We start from the raw sequence: 16,648 nt of genomic DNA on the forward strand, positions 1-16,648 counted from the left end.
TATGCCCGTGACATTTCTGTGAGGATTGCCTGTTAAAATAAAAGAAAAGTGAAAAAGTTGCCGCACGATGGCAAAAGAAAAAAAGCCATCGTACAGCGACTATATTGTTATGCACTTTGCAACGGTGGCTTTGAAAAAATCAGAGCCGCCGTTTCCTTTCGTCTATCTAAAATGAACGACGACCCTACACCCTGCAATCTGTACGGCGGCACATAGGAGGATGCCGCCATGTCAATTTTTGTCATTCACAATAGCCATGAGTTACACCAGCTAAAAAAAGTCTTGCCCCTCCTCCGGGGGAGTATGACTATCTATCAGTATTATCGTTCCATCTAAATCAGCAGAATAGTAGGTATTTTTGTTGCGCCGATTTCCCGTTATGGGGAGTTGGCGTTTTTTGCTGTCGATTTTTCGGGAAGGCGTGCGAAGTATGTCGCTGTCGATCCCCGCCTCCTTTCGATTCACTCGTCAACCGCCCGTGAATCGAAATGGAGGTACATAATGAAGAAAGTCAATCTTAGGGACTTATATCCCGATGTTTATAAAAACGATCACTTTGTAGAAGTAACAGAAGATGTGCTGGAGACGATCCGTGCCGCTGAGCGTGCAGAAGCTGCTTATGACCGGAGGATGTATCGCTATAAAGCGCATTACTCCCTGGACTGTGATAACGGCATTGAAAATGCGATCCTGATGAAGCCCCAGACGCCGGAAATGCTCCTGGAGGAAAAGCAGCTGCGGGAGCAGCTCTACGCCGCAGTGATGGCTCTGCCGGAGAAGCAGGCCAAGCGGATCTATGCTCGGTATTACCTGGGTATGCGTGTGAGCGAGATAGCAGTAGCGGAGGATGTAGACCCAAGCCGTGTCCGTGACAGCATCCGGCGTGGTCTGAAGCAGCTGGCAAAGTATTTTTGAAAAAGTTTCGTTTGGTGCGCTCGTTTTTTGCTCTTTTTGTCAGAGTTAATAAGAAGGACACGTTTTCCCTCTTCAACAGCACTTTGACAATTTCATAGACAGCATAACAGGTACATAACCCGTGTACGAGCGAGTGTGGAACGCCGCGAAGATAGAGCAGTCAGGGAGGTGATGAACAAAGCTGCTTTGGAGCGATCTACGATTCCACAAAACGGATGGTGGCAGATTCGGCGCGAGGACTGCACGGGGGCTTAAAGATACTTCCTCACGGCCTCCTAAAGACTTGGGGGGAACCCTGCGGCGCACGAGTAAAACGACGCTGCGGAGTTATGACAACCGCGCCAGCGGAGACCTGCTATGTTCCCAGCGTCAGGGGGCGTGGCAAATATGACGAGTAATCCGAACAGAATAACAGTAGCCGCACCAGGTTTTTATCCGAAGATTTTTTTCAGACTGGTGCGGCTGTTTAAGTATTAAGATATTAAGGAGGCGAGAGTGATGTTTGAAAAATTCCATCGAGGTGACATATATTCGGCTGATTTCAGTCCTGGTATTGGCTCCGAACAAAGTGGCTCTCGTCCTGTACTCATTCTTCAAAACAATGTGGGAAATTGTTTCAGTCCTACGATTATTATTGCAGCAATTACCAGTGTAAGTAAAAAAAGCAGAAAGTTCCCCACGCATTACCACTTAAACGACAGATGCGGTTTGATGAAACCATCTGTTGTTATGCTGGAACAGATCAGAACAATCGACAAGTCGAGGTTAAAAAACTATATTGGTCATCTAAACAAGGATGACATGGAAAACATAAACAAGACGCTCTTGTGCAGTCTGGGGATTACATAAAAGTGCCGAAAGGTCGTATCATTTTCAGGCTGTGCAAGTAGAGTTATAATTTCGTTAGGAATTGCGGAGGTGATTCTGAATGGAGAATATCCAGAATAAAAGCGCATTGATTCCTTCAGATGAAATCCGATCAGAAGAACTTCTGGCGGAACAAAAATTTGAAGCGTTTATCACTTCGCTGGCACATATCATCGAGAAATATGGTATGAGAGTGCTGGGCGAGGTTGACGGAGCTGCGTGAGAATCGCAGCTTTACATAGGATATTTTCCAAAAGTAAATTTTGGAGGTATGAATTATGAACCGATATGGAAAACGCTGTGTTTTGTATCCGAGGGTCAGCACAGAGATGCAAGTGGACGGATACAGCCTGGAAGGTCAAAAAAATATGCTGACACGATTTGCGGATCGTGAGGAAATGATCGTTGTTGATACTTATGAAGATGCCGGTAAATCCGGTAAATCCATTGAGGGACGGCCTGCCTTTCAAAAAATGCTCAGAGATATTGAGGATGGCTTGGACATTGACTATATTTTAGTGTATAAGCTGTCACGGTTTGGCCGTAATGCAGCAGATATACTTAACTCTTTGGAGCTGGTTCAATCTTATGGTGTAAATCTGATTTGCATAGAAGAAGGGATTGATTCCTCTCAGACAAGCGGAAAACTTTTGATTTCTGTACTATCTGCTGTGGCTGAAATTGAGCGTGAGAATATTATCGAGCAGACGATGAACGGGCGGCGCGAAAAGGCACGGCAAGGTGGATGGAATGGTGGCTTTGCTCCCTACGGATATACACTGGAAGATAACAAGCTGATGATTGAAGAAACAGAGGCTGTGGCAATACGGAAGATTTTTGAATTATATACTTCATCGGAAATCGGTTTGGGTGGTATTGCGAATCAGTTGAACTTACAAGGTATACGGAAAATTCCGAGGCAGAATGGCACATTAGAGGATTGGACAGGACATTTTATTAAACTGATATTGGATAACCCGGTTTATTGCGGTAAAATTGCTTATGGACGGAGAACGAAGGAAAAAGTCAAAGGCACAAAAAACGATTACCAGATGAAAAGAAATGACGATTACATTCTGACAGAGGGACAGCATAAAGGAATCGTTAGTGAGGAGGTATGGGAAAAGGCTCATGCCAAGCGTCTTAGAACCGGAGTAAAGCAACCGTCAAAAATTGGGCGGGATCGAGTTCATTTGTTATCCGGTCTGCTGAAATGCCCGGTTTGTGGAAGCCCCATGTATACGAATAAACACGCATGGACAAATAAAGATGGCACTTACAAAGAAATTTACTATTATGTATGTAGTCGGAATAGGATGGTCCGGGGTAAGCATTGTGAATATAAGGCAATGCTGAAAAAGACCGATATTGAACCGATGGTCATTGAGGCAATTCGTGAGATCGTAAGGAATGAGGAATATGCCCAGGCCATTAAAAAACGGATTGGCGTTCAGATTGACACGAAATCAGTGGATAAGGAACTGGAGGGTTATCAGGCAAAGCTGAAGGAAGTTGATCTGAATAAAACAAGATTGGAACGGGAAATTGACAGTCTCCCTGCTGATGCAAAATACCGGGAACGAAAGCTCCATGATATGACCTTGCGGTTAGATTCCCTATATGATGTCATTGTTGAGCTGGAGGAAAAAATCGAAGATGCCAGACTTCGGCGAGATGCAATTAAGCAGCAGGCAATTACTCTTGAGAATATTTACAAAATCATGGTGAATTTCGACTGCGTTTATAATATAATAAATGACGAAGAAAAGAGAAATGTGGTCACAGCCTTGATTAAGGAAATTGAAATTTACAGGAATGACGAGTCTGAATATCCGCTAAAGCGGATTGGTCTGAATTTTCCGGTGTTCAAGGATGGCGGGGAAGTTACGGAGCTTTTGTGGGACAAAGGGAATACCGTTGAGTGGATTACTCTGCACGATAAATTGACTTTGAGAAACAAGTATTATATACTTTGGTTAGTCTTTGATAACTTCATCATAGTCTTAGTAATCCGGGAGGTGATTTAATGAAAGAGCGAAATGAGATCGACCCTGCATTGTTCAGCACAGGGGCGCATATTCTCGAAAAGAGTAATAATGGGACAAAATATCAAATTGAATGCGATACGCCCAATGGAACCATGCAATGTATTCATTTATTTCCTGGAATAGATTTATCATATACATCCTTTCAGGCGTTTTCTTGTTTTTCAAGAAACAAAGCAATGCCTCATATTTTAGAAATTGCATATTGCAGCGCAGGAAGGTATGAATGTGAATATAAGCGGGATTACTTTACATATCTGGGGGAAGGTGATATTGCAATTAGTGTCCTTAGTCCTCATAGAGAACCTCCTACATTTCCTACTGGATTGTACGATGGTGTAGCTTTGATTGTAGATATGAGTGTTACCGGAAGTCAATTCAAGGATATTGTAGAAGGAATTTCTATTGATTTATCTGAATTGACCTCGAGATTTTGTACGGATCGCTGCTGCACAGTTGTAAAAGCTCCTCCTGAATTGAATCATGTATTTCAAGAAGTTTGTGAGGAAAAAAACAAAAAACGATTAGGTTACTTACGATTAAAGGCATTAGAGATTTTCTTTCTATTGTCTGAAATACTTCCGCAAGAGAATTTAGAAGTGTCCGTTTATTATCCAGGCAGTACAATCCGAAAAATAAAAGAATTGAAGCAAGAACTGATGGATTCTTTAGATACAAGATATTCATTGGCTGAATGGGCAGCTTGTTATGGATTAAGTTTGACAACAATGAAAGATTGCTTTAAAGCAATCTATGGAAAACCTATATATGCTTTTCAAAAGGAATACAAAATTCAAATGGCGGCACAGCTATTACTTACAACTCAATTATCTATATCTGAAATTGCAGGAAAAATAGGTTATTCAAATCCAAATAAATTTTCATCTGCTTTCAGGTCTATTATTGGGATGTCTCCGAGAGAGTATCGCAACGCTAAAAAGTAATTGGCTTTTTGGATAGGTTTTGACTTCTTGGAGTGGTTTCCTTTCGGAAAATACTGTATTATGGGCGGTGTGGTTAGATAACTCTAACCACACCGCTTATTTATTTACGAAAGGAGGAATTTGGTAATGAGCAAAGCAACGAGACATTTTATTATAAATAAACTGGGAGAATTGGTAATTTCTCTTTTAATTGTAACTATTCTTTCGTTTTTACTTGTTCGTCTCTCACCCATTGATCCAGCAGAAGCGTATGCCAGGCGCTCTATGGCCGCATTTAGTTTTACGGATGAACAAATGGAAGCTCTGCGAGAAAAAATGGGGCTTAATGATTCCTTGCCTGTGCAGTATGTGAAATGGGTTCGAGATGCATTTCATTTAGACTTCGGTAAATCTTTTGTAAGTGGCCAATCAGTATTTGAAAAGGTTACAACAGCCATTGGTATAACTGTGACAATCGTTATAATTTCGGCTATTATTCAAGCCATTTTTATTTTGCTGATAGGATGCCTTTGTTATTTGACGAGAAAGCGAATAATTGGTCGTGCATTGATTTTTTTGTGCATAGCCGGAGTTTCTATTCCTTCGTTTTTCTTTGCTAGTACCTATATTGACATCTTTGCTGTTAAACTCGGTGTAACATCGGTAGTGGGAAATACAGGATTTATACGCTATTTCCCCGCAGCAGTCTGTATCGCAATCGGATGTATTGCATTGTTTTCTCCTATGTTGGCAAACAATATCAAAAAAGAGATGGAACAGGATAGTGCTTTTTATGCTCGTTGTCGTGGCTTATCTGAGGGGAAGATTCTGTTCCGCTATGCACTCCCCAGCGCAGTAGTAACACTTCTCCCCAATTTCTGTCAGATGCTCGGACTTTGTATGGCCGGCTCTGCGATTGTAGAGCGCGTGTTCTCATTACCAGGGCTTGGTTATTTGATTATCGACAGCGTGTTGTATCGGGATTCACCAGTTATCCACGCAACAATTCTGTTTCTTGCATTTTCGCTGGTAATGTTCAATATCCTTTCGGATATATTACGGCGGATTTTGCAACGGGATGCTTCTGCGAGAGAGGGGGCCAGACTATGAGCCGGACAAAACATATTCTCTCGTATTCAATCCCGATTGTAATATTGCTATTTTTCTTGTTCGGATCGTTCTTTGCACCCCACGATCCGACGACCACAAATATTCGGGGGAAATATCTATCCAGTAGCGCAGAATATCCGTTTGGTACAGACGATTTTGGCCGTTGTGAGTTTTCACGCATTCTCGAAGGCGGGAAAATAACTTTAGGCATTGTGTTGGTCGGATCAGCTATTGTCATTTTGCTAGGTATCTTCTTCGGCATCTTGCTGGCAAAGACGGGACGCCGCAGAAATATTCTTGCAGAAAGTATTTTGAACGCAGTTACAGCGATTCCGCCTGTGGCTTATCTGATTATCTTTATTGGTATTTGGGGGAATAGTATCCCCACCATGTTAGTGGCACTGACGGCATCGCTGGTTCTTCGGATGATTAAGTTGGTTAAAACTTTGATTGAGGGTGAGTACGACAAAGCATACATCATGTGCGCGATTGCCTGCGGTGCAAGCAAAATGCGAATTATGCTGATACATATCCTTCCCAATATTATCCGTGACGTTGTGCAATTTATTTGCCTTTCCTGTGCGGAAATGATTATTGCGATTTCTGGTTTTTCATTCATCGGTCTTTCTCTGGGTGATGATGTAATTGATTGGGGCGTTATGCTTTCCGATGCGAGGGCATTGGCTGGAACTCATCCGCAGTTGCTCTTTTACCCGATCTTTTTTATTTTTATCAGCTCCCTCTGTTTCAACTACTTAGGGCGGCTTTTGGAAAAGGAGGGTGCCTGATGCTTGAGATTAAAAATCTGACTGTGAGAGTAAAAAATGACACACCGATTTTAACCGATGTCTCATTATCTATTGATGAAGGGAGTTGTATTGGACTGACTGGGGCCAGTGGCTCTGGAAAAACAACTTTGATTAAATCCATTATGGGTATGAACAGTGGTGATCTGGAGATCACACAGGGGCAAATTCTCCTGGATGGAGATAATTTGCTGATACATGGCGCGAAGGAGTGCCGAGCACTCTGCGGGAAGACGATTGGATTTATTCCACAAAACCCAATGACAGCGTTTTTTCCACACGCAAAGATGGAACGCCAGATTATTGAAACGCTCCGTATACACACTGGTTTGGACAAAAAGCAGGCCTATGCACTTGCCGAAAATGTGTTGCGACAGGTTAATCTGACTGATACCAAGCGAGTGCTGAGTGCATACCCTGGAGAGTTATCCGGTGGTATGCTCCAGCGGATTGCTATGGCGCTGATTTTGGGGACGAAGCCTAAATATATTCTTGCAGACGAGCCGACCAGTGCCCTTGATGAAGCAAATCGGGATTTGCTGCTGGAGTTACTGAGAAAATATCAAAAAACAGCAGCTATTTTGTTCATTTCTCATGATACTGAGGCAATGAAAGCCCTATGCCCTATCACGCATGTGATGGAACATGGCAAAATTATTGAAACGCAGGCAACTGAGCAGTTATTCATTCACCCGCAACAGCCATGGACTAAGCGCTTTGCCGAAGCTGCTTGCAACCGAGAGGAGGTGAACTGGAAATGGACCGCATTGAATTAGATAACCTCACCAGAATTTACTATGACACGCAGGGGGAGACATTCTGTGCATTGGATCACGCCTCTCTGATATGGGAGCAGGGTCATAGCATCGCCATTATGGGAGAAAGCGGCAGCGGAAAAAGCACCTTAGCTCGATTGATGATTGGATTGGAACGCCCCTCTGAAGGACGTATCCTTATCAATGGCGTAGATGCCACAAAATGGAGCTTGCGAGAATGGAGAAAGTATCGTGGCAAGATTCAAGCGGTATTCCAGGATGCTGGTGGAACCCTAAATCCATCATGGAGTACATCCCAAAATGTAGAGGAAGTCCTTGTAAACCTGACGGATTTTTCCTCATCACAGCGGAAAAAACGTATTGCTGAATTGATGGAACAAACAGGTTTATCTCAAAGCTTATTTGATACTCCGGTTCGAAGACTGTCTGGCGGGGAACAGCGGCGGCTTGCGTTACTGCGCTCCCTATCTATATCACCGGAATTTCTAATTCTGGATGAAGTAACCGCAGGTCTTGACTTGATTTCAACAGAGAGCGGTTCTTCAACTTTTGGAGAAATATGAGCAGGAACATGACTGTGCCTATTTAGTCATTACTCATGACCTGCAAATCGCCTCGCGGCTTTGCGAGATTATTTATGAGATCGAACACGGCAAAATTACTAAAAAAGCCGTTCGATAAATATAAAATCACAGAAAGGAACAAACCAAGATGAAACGAACCAAGATGAAACGAACCAAGATGAAACGAACCAAACGCGTTTTAGGCCTCGCTCTTGCCGCTGTTATGTGTATGGGGATGCTTGCTAACAGCGACACCGCTTATGCTGCAAGCGGAACAGAAACGAGTGAAAAGGTCTTAAACATCGCCACGATTGGCGAAACAACAACCCCTTCCGCCCCTCTATATGATTGCGGATAACCGCCCTACTCAGAAGCTGCTCTATGAGGGCCTGGTGAAATATGTGGATAGGGAAATTCAGCCGGTGCTGGCGGAAGATTGGGAAATGAGCGAGGATGGTAAGCAGCTTACCTTTTACTTGCGGCAAGGTGTAACCTTCCATGACGGAGAACCTTTTAACGCAGAGGCAGCGATTGCCAATATTGAGGCATGGCATATCAATCCGTCTTTTACAGCGCTGCCTGGTGTTGTCAATTATACCAATATTGAGGCGGTGGATGAATACACCATCCGTTTGACCTATGATACACCGTACTTTGCATACATCAACGATTTTTGCTGGCCGGATGTATGCACTATGATTTCTCCTAAACAGATTACGCAGGGTGACTTCCAGACAGTCAACGGATATGCTGGTACTGGACCCTATATCTATGACGAGTATGTAGCAGGACAGTACACCACTTTTGTTCGTAATGAGAATTATTGGGGTGAGCAGCCCTATTACGACAAGATGGTTGCAAAGTATATTCCGGATAACGCCTCCCGTGTACAGGCATTGAAAACTGGTGAAATTGACTTAATCTATGGCTCCGCCGAATTGAGCTATGAGGACTTTAACCAGGCAACTGCTATTGATGGAATTGAGGGGAAATTTGCTCCTTCTGGTTCCACGGTTCGTAATATCATTCTGAATTTCAATGGGAATCTGTCTGATCTGAGTGTACGACAAGCTTTGGCATATGCTATCGACAAAGAGGCGATTTCTGAAGGCCTGACCTATGGCTATGAACCTGTGGCGAATACGATTGTTCCTGATGGTACGCCTTACTCAGATATTTGCGGTACAGAGGATTACACCTATAACGTGGATCGTGCTAATCAGCTTCTTGATGAGGCAGGATGGGTCATGAATCAGTCCACTGGCATCCGGGAAAAGGATGGAACACCGCTTCATGTGGTCTTTACCTGCCCTACTGACGACAGTACCATCGGTTCCATTGCCACGTTGTTCCAGAGCGAACTTGCAGAAGTTGGCATTGAAGTAGAGATTAAGAGCATGGAAAAGATGGAGTGGTATGCAAGTTACATGGAACCTACAGGATGGGATATTACCGCAATGACTGCTGGTTTCTTCAATTACGCAATGCCACAATGCTGGTTCTCTGCAATGATGGCTCAGATGCCAGAGGATGTTTCCATCCCACTGTTAGATAATTCTGATGAGTTTATTTCCGCATTGAGCGAGTTTAAGACCTGCAACGATGATGCCCGGTTGAAGGAACTGTTTGAACTGCTCATCAATACCGATCTCGATCAGGTATTGGATGTTCCTTTGACCCATCAGATGGATATGATTGTCTACAACACGGACAAGATCGCAGATTATAACTTTGCTTCGGATTATGCTTTCCTGGATGTGACACAAATCACTCCGGCAGAATAACACAGCTTGACGATGCGGGGTGGTCGGGAGGTACCGGCTGCCCCGTATTGCTTTTATGGAGGTGAGAGATGATGAAACAAACACCATCGCCAGTCAAGCGGTTATGGGAGCTGGCTGGCACACACCGGAGAGCCTATGCGCTCTCTATCATATTGGCTATCTTGGGCGTGGCCTGTGGGATGATCCCATATTTCGCTATTGCTTATATCATGCTCTGCCTGATTGATGGAGTGACTGCCCTAAATACTTATGCGCTGTGGTGCGGTTTAATATTACTCGGCTTAACACTGAAATTGCTTTTTTCTACTCTTTCAACAACCGTATCTCATACAGCGACATTCCAGACTTTGAAAGAAGTTCGCATTAAAATTGCTGACAAACTCTCACGGGTACCAATGGGGTATATTATGGATCAGTCCTCTGGCCGGTTAAAGGATGTTATCGTTGATCGGGTAGAGAGTATGGAGCCAATCCTCGCACATCTGGTACCGGAAATGACATCAAATCTGTTCGTCCCGCTGTGTATTATTGTGTACCTGTTTGTTTTAGACTGGCGCATAGCATTGGCTTCTCTTGTGACTCTGCCTATTGGCTTTCTATGCTACATGGGAATGTCGCGAGGGTATAGCGAACGGTTTTCTGGGCTGATGAAACGGGTTCAAAAAATGAACTCCACTATTATCGAGTATGTGGGCGGTATTGAGGTTATCAAGGCATTCAATCAGTCGGCTAACTCTTATCAGAAGTATTCCGATGCAGTCAATAACAATGCTCGCTACGCAGTTGACTGGATGAAAGACACACAATTATTTATGTCTATGAGCAATACTATCTGGCCCAGTGTTTGGTTGGCGGTTCTTCCTATTGGTGCAGCTCTGTATCAACATGGAACCTTGTCTGCCCCAACCTTCCTGACTATTATGATTTTGTCCTTAGGTATTGTCGGTCCGATTTTGGGAGCGATTAAATTTACTGACAATATTTCACAGCTTGGCACGATTGTCGGAGAAGTGGGAAATCTGCTGGATGCACCGGAAATGGTGCGGCCGAACCATGATGCTGATATTCACAATCTGTCTATTCAGTTCCAGGATGTTTCCTTTTCTTATAACCCGAAAGACCCGAAGCCGATATTGGATCATATCAATTTGACAATACAGCCTGGAACAATGACGGCTTTAGTTGGGCCTTCCGGTTCAGGCAAATCAACGATTACTAAATTGATTACCGGTTTTTGGGAGGCAACATCCGGCACTATTTCTCTTGGCAGAGTGGATTTGAAAAAGATTCCCCTGTCGCAGCTTTCCTCGTATGTGTCTTATGTATCGCAGGATAATTACCTCTTTGATGAAAGTATCCGTGAAAACATTCGTATGGGGAGGTTGTTGGCTACCGATCAAGAAGTGGAAGATGTCGCCCGAAAGTGTGGCTGCCATGACTTCATCATGGACCTGGAGCATGGGTATGACACAATTGTGGGCGGTGCAGGCGGCCACTTATCGGGTGGTGAACGACAGCGAATTGCCATCGCCAGAGCTATGTTGAAAGATGCTCCTATTATTATCTTCGACGAGGCAACAGCCTACCTTGACCCTGAAAATGAAAGCCTGATTCAAGAAGCTATTTCTAAATTGGTACAGGGCAAAACGCTGATTATGGTCGCGCATCGACTCTATACGGTGACAGGTGCGGATCAGCTTGTGGTGGTGAATCAAGGGCGAATCGAGGCAACCGGCACGCATGAGGAACTTCTGAAAAAATGCCCGCTCTATAAAGAAATGTGGCAGGCCCATATTGGGAGCCGCGATGAAGGAGGTGCAACAGCATGATTACTGCCTTAAAGAAAATATATGCTTTTTCTGGCTGCTGGAAAGGGGTTTTGAAAAAGTCAGTGGTGTTCAGCTTGCTGCACTCAATCTTGGATATGTTTCAGATCGGCGCTCTTTTTCTGATCCTCAACGGATTGGTGGAAGGAATCAAAGGGCGGGATATTTTGTTCGCGTTTCTGCTTCTTTTGGCAGGAGTGATTGGAAAAATCGTTTGTAGTTATATTTCAGACTTTTCTCAAACAAGAGTTGGCTATTTTATGTGCGCGGATAAGCGCATCCATATAGGCGACAGGATGAAGTATATGCCGATGGGCTACTTTAACAGTCATAGTTTGGGGAATCTGACCTCTACCGTCACCACAACAATCAGCGATGTAGAGAATAATGCGCCATCAGTTCTGATTACAGTGATTCACGGTTTTATCCATGTAACGGTCATTACCATTGTGATGTTTTTCTTCGACTGGAGGATTGGTCTGCTGTCTTGTTTGGGGATTGCGCTGTTTTTGCTCTGTAACTCCGTACTTCAAAAGAAATCACAGGAAGTATCTCCTAAACGGCAGGCGGCACAGGAGGATTTGGTAGGCGCAACACTGGAATATATCCAGGGTATGGGCATTGTAAAGTCTTTCAATCTCGGTGGCAAATCGAACCAGAAAATGAAACAGGCCATTGAGGAAAGCCGCGCACGCAATACCAAACTGGAAACTGTTTTCGGACCTTACGGAATGGTACAGCTGTTTGTTTTGCGATTGGCGAGTGTGGCAATCATGTTTTGCTCTATCCTGTTCTATTTGCAAGGTAGCATGACGTTGGTGTACTGCTTGCTGATGTGTGTTGCCTCTTTCTTGATTTTCAGTGAACTGGAGGCGGCGGGGGGAAAGTCCTTTGCCCTTCGGTTAATAGAAAGTTCCATCGACAAGGTGAACGCTATTGACGATACTCCAGTAATGGATTTGTCCGGCAAAGATATTGCTCCGAAAGATACCACGATTGAATTGCAGAATGTTGGCTTTTCTTATGGCGATCACCGAATTTTGAACCATGTCAATCTGACGATCCCGGCCAAAAACACTACGGCGATAGTCGGTCCATCTGGCTCTGGTAAAACGACATTGTGCAGCTTGATTACTCGTTTTTGGGATGTAGATGAAGGGTGCATTAAACTGGGCGGCACTGACATACGGGAATATAAGCTGGATAGCTTGCTCTCTAATATCAGCATGGTCTTTCAGAATGTTTTTCTCTTTGCAGATAGCATCGAGAACAATATCAAGTTTGGTAAACCGGATGCCACTCATGAAGAAGTTGTCCGAGCAGCAAAGAGTGCGTGTTGCCATGATTTTATCATGGCACTGCCAAGCGGTTATGATACTGTCATTGGCGAGAGTGGTGCTACTTTATCTGGCGGCGAAAAGCAACGTATTTCGATTGCGCGGGCTATCTTGAAGGATACCCCTATCATAATTCTGGATGAAGCAACAAGCAGTGTAGACCCGGAAAACGAGGCAGAATTCCAGCAGGCCATTGAGAAGCTGACAGAGGATAAAACGGTTATTATTATTGCTCATCGGTTGAAAACGGTCCGAAATGCACAGCAGATTGTTGTTATTGCGAATGGCGGAATTGCCCAACGCGGTACACATCGAGAGTTGATGACACAGCCTGGAATTTATGCCGATTTCGTAAATATTAGAGAAAAAGCAGTTAATTGGAAAATATCCAGCAGTAAGACACAGCAATAAAAAGAAACAATGCGTTTTCTTTGCTGGTACGAATGGCATGGGAGAAAGAAATGAAGAACAAACAACATACTACCACATCCGGTGAAGATTACTTAGAATCCGTGCTTATACTTCAAAAAAACTCGGTATGGTGCGTTCCGTGGATGTTGCCCGATACATGGAAGTTTCAAAACCCAGTGTGTGTTATGCGGTAGGAACTTTACGGGATGGCGGTTTTCTGACAACAGACGAAAAATATTATCTACACTTGACCGAACTTGGTCGGGATGTGGCTGAAAAAATTTACGAACGCCATTGCTTTTTTACAAAGCACTTCATATCCATAGGCGTTGATCCCGAAACGGCGGAGGCTGATGTCTGCCGGATCGAACACGATATTAGCGCAGAGACCTATGAACGGCTGAAGGAATCAGTCACAAAAGAATAACTTAAAAAATGAGCGTACAAAATCACCTGCCCCAACAATATTTTTTTCTTTCCCCTTAATTGGGGCAGGTTCATGCGCTATGTAATTATTACCCTAAACGGCGGTTTTGAGAAATCAAAGTCACCGTTTCTTTGCATTTATATAAACCAATGACGACTTATAAAGCACGTTATTTTCACTGGCTGTACAGATGTGTATCAGCAAGGGCTGCAAGGAAAAGAGGACCGCTAGCAAAAAACTGACACCTACGATCAAGGTAACGGCTACTAGCATTAAGCTGAAAGTAAAACAGTCTACTTCAAAAATAAAAGTTTCCGGATTTGCAAAGGGCGATTCCGTTAAAAGCTGGACTTCTAGCAATAAGAAAATAGTTTCTGTAAACAGCAAGGGAACGATGAAAGGCTTGAAAGCCGGAAAAGCCAAAGTGACCATTACACTGGCTAGCGTCAAGAAACAGGTCATTTCTATTACTGTGCAGAAAACAACGGTAAGTTCCAGTGGTGTGATCACTGGAAAGAAAAAGGGAACAGCCTATATCACAGTGAAATCTGGAAAGATCCGCAAAAAAGTAAAAGTAGTAGTTAAATAAAAATGATTTAAGCAGGAGCTGCCTTTCATGAATACATGGAATGGCAGCTTCTTGCTATGATTATAAAAATGCAGGATATAATAATTAAAACGGTTGCGGGTAAACTGGCCTATGCGGTATAATGCAGATATTATAATAGAATGTAGAAGGTGATACAGTGAAAATAGATTTTTTAGAGATAATAAATTTTAGAAATATGCGTTCAGCAACATTAGATTTCACAAATAAAAATTTTGTGGCTTTAATTGGAGACAATGGGAGCGGTAAAACAACAATTCTAGAGTCTATTACCAAAGCGTTTGTCCCCGTACTACGTGCAGTAAACGGAGAAGCTGTGAAACAATGTGATTTAAGTAACACGGATATTAAAGAAGGAACTTCAAGTGTAGCGGTAACGCTTGGCATTGATCTTGAAGGTGCAAAATATACATGGACCAATAAAAGGAGAAAAGCTTCCATTTTTCCTTATGATGAAGCAATTGAGGTAAGAGGACAAAATGGGAATGATTTGAAAAAATTAAAACAAAAATATATAGAATGTGTTACAGCTGGATATCTGCCATTAGTTCTTTATTATGGAACAGACAGGATTATAAGAGAGGTTCCAAGACGTGGACATATCAAGAATTTTGAAGTGATGGATTCTTTACGGAACTGCTTTGACAATGTTAATTATTTCAGGGATTTTTATGATTGGTTTAAGACAGAGGAAGACATTGAATTACGAGGACTGAGGGAAAACACCGATTATAAAAATCCACGACTTGATTGTGTCAGGACAGCATTGGAGAGGATGATTCCAGGTTATAGTAATTTACGAATAGAGTTAAATCCGTCAAGAATGCTTCTGACAAATAATGAAGGAATTGATCTGCAGATTGACCAGTTAAGTGGTGGCTATAAAGCAGTTCTTTCAGTAGTGGCAGATATTGCAAAACGACTTGCGATTGCAAATCCGCAGTCTGTAAATCCTTTGGAAGAGGAAGCGGTTATATTGATTGATGAATTGGATCTGCATCTTCATCCAAAGTGGCAAAAAACAATCGTTGAAGATCTGAGAAGGACTTTTCCTAAATGTCAGTTTATCATTTCAACGCATTCCCCGTTTATCATTCAGGCATTAGCAGCAAGTGAAATCTATGACATCAGTAAAATGCAATATGCGGGCGAACAGGGAAATTATAATGGCTGGAGTATTGAAAATATACAGGAACAGATGATGGGGGTTGAGCGAAAAACTCCATTGTATAATATGCTGATCAAACAATTCTCAGATGCGGTAGATGCGGAAGATTATGAACTGGCAAAAAATCTATATAAAAAGCTGCTGGAAATGACACATCCTGAGAGTCAGGAAAGAAAGATTATGAAGTTAGACATGGAGATGATTGAACCAGATGATAAAACTCAATAGAGGAGAATGCCCGAAAGAGCTTACTGATGAAATAAAAGAAGAGCTCACAGAACTATATAAAAAGGATAAAGAAAAAGATGTCTGGAATTCACCTAAAATAAAAAAACCATTAAAAGAAGCACTGCTGGAAATGAGCCATGGAAAATGTTCGTATTGTGAATGTGCTTTGGGAATTGAATCGAAAGATGTAACGATTGACCATTTCTTACCTAAAAAGTCGCATGAAGGATTAGTGGTAGAGTGGGAAAATTTATTTCCGGCTTGTTTGCGATGTAACAGAAAGAAAAATGATAATGAAGATCGGCTCGTAAACCCCTGTATGGATAAACCAGCAGATTATATAGGTCTGGCAAAGAAAAATCCATTTCGACTAGTAGGTATAGATGATGAAAAAATCGGAAAAAATACGATAACAGCAATTGGATTAAATGATATTGTACGGGTAATGGGAATTCGTATGGAACAGTGGGAAAATATCTATCAGCATATGGAAGAAATTTATGAAGATCTGCAAGAGGTTGGTTATCAGAAAAAGTATAAAACAAGATTTGAAAGGCTGATGGGAAAATGTACTGCTGGAAATGATTATGCAGCAGTGAAGGCAACGAATATGGTGAATGATGATATATATAAAAGTATCAAGCAGATTCTGGTATCAGAAGGCGCATGGACATCTAATTTGCAGGAAATGGAGAATGAAATACAGGATATTTCATTGAAAATGGTATGAGATGCCATATATAGAAATACATAATTGACTACAACAATATCTTGTGTTAATGAAGCGGCGCACGAAAAACGCGAAAGCGTTTCACGATAAATGCGAAAACGCCTATCTAGGTTGTTGGGTTTGCG

At 42.7% G+C, this 16,648-nt stretch carries 16 protein-coding genes and 1 pseudogene; all 17 read left to right on the forward strand.

Translation table 11 applies throughout. The features are described from left to right. Window positions 1–501: 501 nt before the first annotated feature. The 17 genes and pseudogenes from AC075L_RS14550 (at window position 502) to AC075L_RS14630 (ending at window position 16,523) form a co-directional block, all read left to right on the forward strand. On the forward strand, window positions 502–915 hold the full coding sequence (locus AC075L_RS14550; protein ID WP_117500098.1) for a sigma factor-like helix-turn-helix DNA-binding protein: 414 nt from the start codon (window positions 502–504) through the stop codon (window positions 913–915). 498 nt (window positions 916–1,413) lie between these two features. Beyond that, entirely contained in the window at window positions 1,414–1,764 is a 351-nt protein-coding gene (locus AC075L_RS14555) for a type II toxin-antitoxin system PemK/MazF family toxin (protein ID WP_476387838.1), read from the forward strand. A gap of 79 nt (window positions 1,765–1,843) precedes the next feature. Continuing rightward, window positions 1,844–2,005 carry a hypothetical protein gene (locus AC075L_RS14560; protein ID WP_004797315.1) on the forward strand — a complete coding sequence of 54 codons (162 nt, stop codon included), beginning with the start codon at window positions 1,844–1,846 and terminating at the stop codon, window positions 2,003–2,005. A 55-nt stretch (window positions 2,006–2,060) separates the two neighbouring features. Further along, the gene (locus tag AC075L_RS14565; RefSeq protein ID WP_476387839.1) at window positions 2,061–3,809 is read left to right on the forward strand and encodes a recombinase family protein; all 1,749 of its coding nucleotides are present in this window, start codon (window positions 2,061–2,063) and stop codon (window positions 3,807–3,809) included. Then, the gene (locus tag AC075L_RS14570) at window positions 3,809–4,771 is read left to right on the forward strand and encodes a helix-turn-helix domain-containing protein (RefSeq protein ID WP_476387840.1); all 963 of its coding nucleotides are present in this window, start codon (window positions 3,809–3,811) and stop codon (window positions 4,769–4,771) included. The genes AC075L_RS14565 and AC075L_RS14570 overlap by 1 nt, the downstream gene beginning before the upstream one ends. 126 nt (window positions 4,772–4,897) lie before the next feature. Continuing rightward, complete coding sequence (locus AC075L_RS14575) at window positions 4,898–5,860, forward strand: ABC transporter permease (protein WP_476387841.1); 963 nt, start codon at window positions 4,898–4,900, stop codon at window positions 5,858–5,860. Next, window positions 5,857–6,648: an ABC transporter permease gene (locus AC075L_RS14580; RefSeq protein ID WP_476387842.1), complete on the forward strand. Its 792-nt coding sequence runs from the start codon at window positions 5,857–5,859 to the stop codon at window positions 6,646–6,648. The genes AC075L_RS14575 and AC075L_RS14580 overlap by 4 nt, the downstream gene beginning before the upstream one ends. After that, on the forward strand, window positions 6,648–7,442 hold the full coding sequence (locus AC075L_RS14585) for an ATP-binding cassette domain-containing protein (RefSeq protein ID WP_476387843.1): 795 nt from the start codon (window positions 6,648–6,650) through the stop codon (window positions 7,440–7,442). Before AC075L_RS14580 ends, AC075L_RS14585 begins: the two co-directional genes overlap by 1 nt. Beyond that, complete coding sequence (locus AC075L_RS14590) at window positions 7,424–8,005, forward strand: ATP-binding cassette domain-containing protein (protein ID WP_476387844.1); 582 nt, start codon at window positions 7,424–7,426, stop codon at window positions 8,003–8,005. The genes AC075L_RS14585 and AC075L_RS14590 overlap by 19 nt, the downstream gene beginning before the upstream one ends. 148 nt (window positions 8,006–8,153) lie before the next feature. Continuing rightward, on the forward strand, window positions 8,154–8,363 hold the full coding sequence (locus tag AC075L_RS14595) for a hypothetical protein (protein ID WP_476387845.1): 210 nt from the start codon (window positions 8,154–8,156) through the stop codon (window positions 8,361–8,363). A 34-nt stretch (window positions 8,364–8,397) separates the two neighbouring features. After that, window positions 8,398–9,789: an ABC transporter substrate-binding protein gene (locus tag AC075L_RS14600; protein WP_476387846.1), complete on the forward strand. Its 1,392-nt coding sequence runs from the start codon at window positions 8,398–8,400 to the stop codon at window positions 9,787–9,789. Window positions 9,790–9,857: 68 nt separating this feature from the next. Then, window positions 9,858–11,618, forward strand: coding sequence for an ABC transporter ATP-binding protein (locus AC075L_RS14605; protein WP_476387847.1), 1,761 nt, complete (start codon window positions 9,858–9,860; stop codon window positions 11,616–11,618). Further along, window positions 11,615–13,363: an ABC transporter ATP-binding protein gene (locus tag AC075L_RS14610; protein ID WP_476387848.1), complete on the forward strand. Its 1,749-nt coding sequence runs from the start codon at window positions 11,615–11,617 to the stop codon at window positions 13,361–13,363. The genes AC075L_RS14605 and AC075L_RS14610 overlap by 4 nt, the downstream gene beginning before the upstream one ends. 50 nt (window positions 13,364–13,413) lie before the next feature. Continuing rightward, window positions 13,414–13,790: pseudogene (locus AC075L_RS14615) on the forward strand (metal-dependent transcriptional regulator). Window positions 13,791–13,980: 190 nt separating this feature from the next. Beyond that, on the forward strand, window positions 13,981–14,379 hold the full coding sequence (locus AC075L_RS14620) for an Ig-like domain-containing protein (protein ID WP_476387849.1): 399 nt from the start codon (window positions 13,981–13,983) through the stop codon (window positions 14,377–14,379). 157 nt (window positions 14,380–14,536) lie between these two features. Next, on the forward strand, window positions 14,537–15,793 hold the full coding sequence (locus AC075L_RS14625) for an AAA family ATPase (protein ID WP_476387850.1): 1,257 nt from the start codon (window positions 14,537–14,539) through the stop codon (window positions 15,791–15,793). Then, window positions 15,777–16,523 carry an HNH endonuclease gene (locus AC075L_RS14630; RefSeq protein ID WP_476387851.1) on the forward strand — a complete coding sequence of 249 codons (747 nt, stop codon included), beginning with the start codon at window positions 15,777–15,779 and terminating at the stop codon, window positions 16,521–16,523. Before AC075L_RS14625 ends, AC075L_RS14630 begins: the two co-directional genes overlap by 17 nt. The last annotated feature ends 125 nt before the right edge of the window (window positions 16,524–16,648 follow it).

It is taken from the genome of Blautia sp. ZXY-1-B12, from assembly GCF_056339915.1.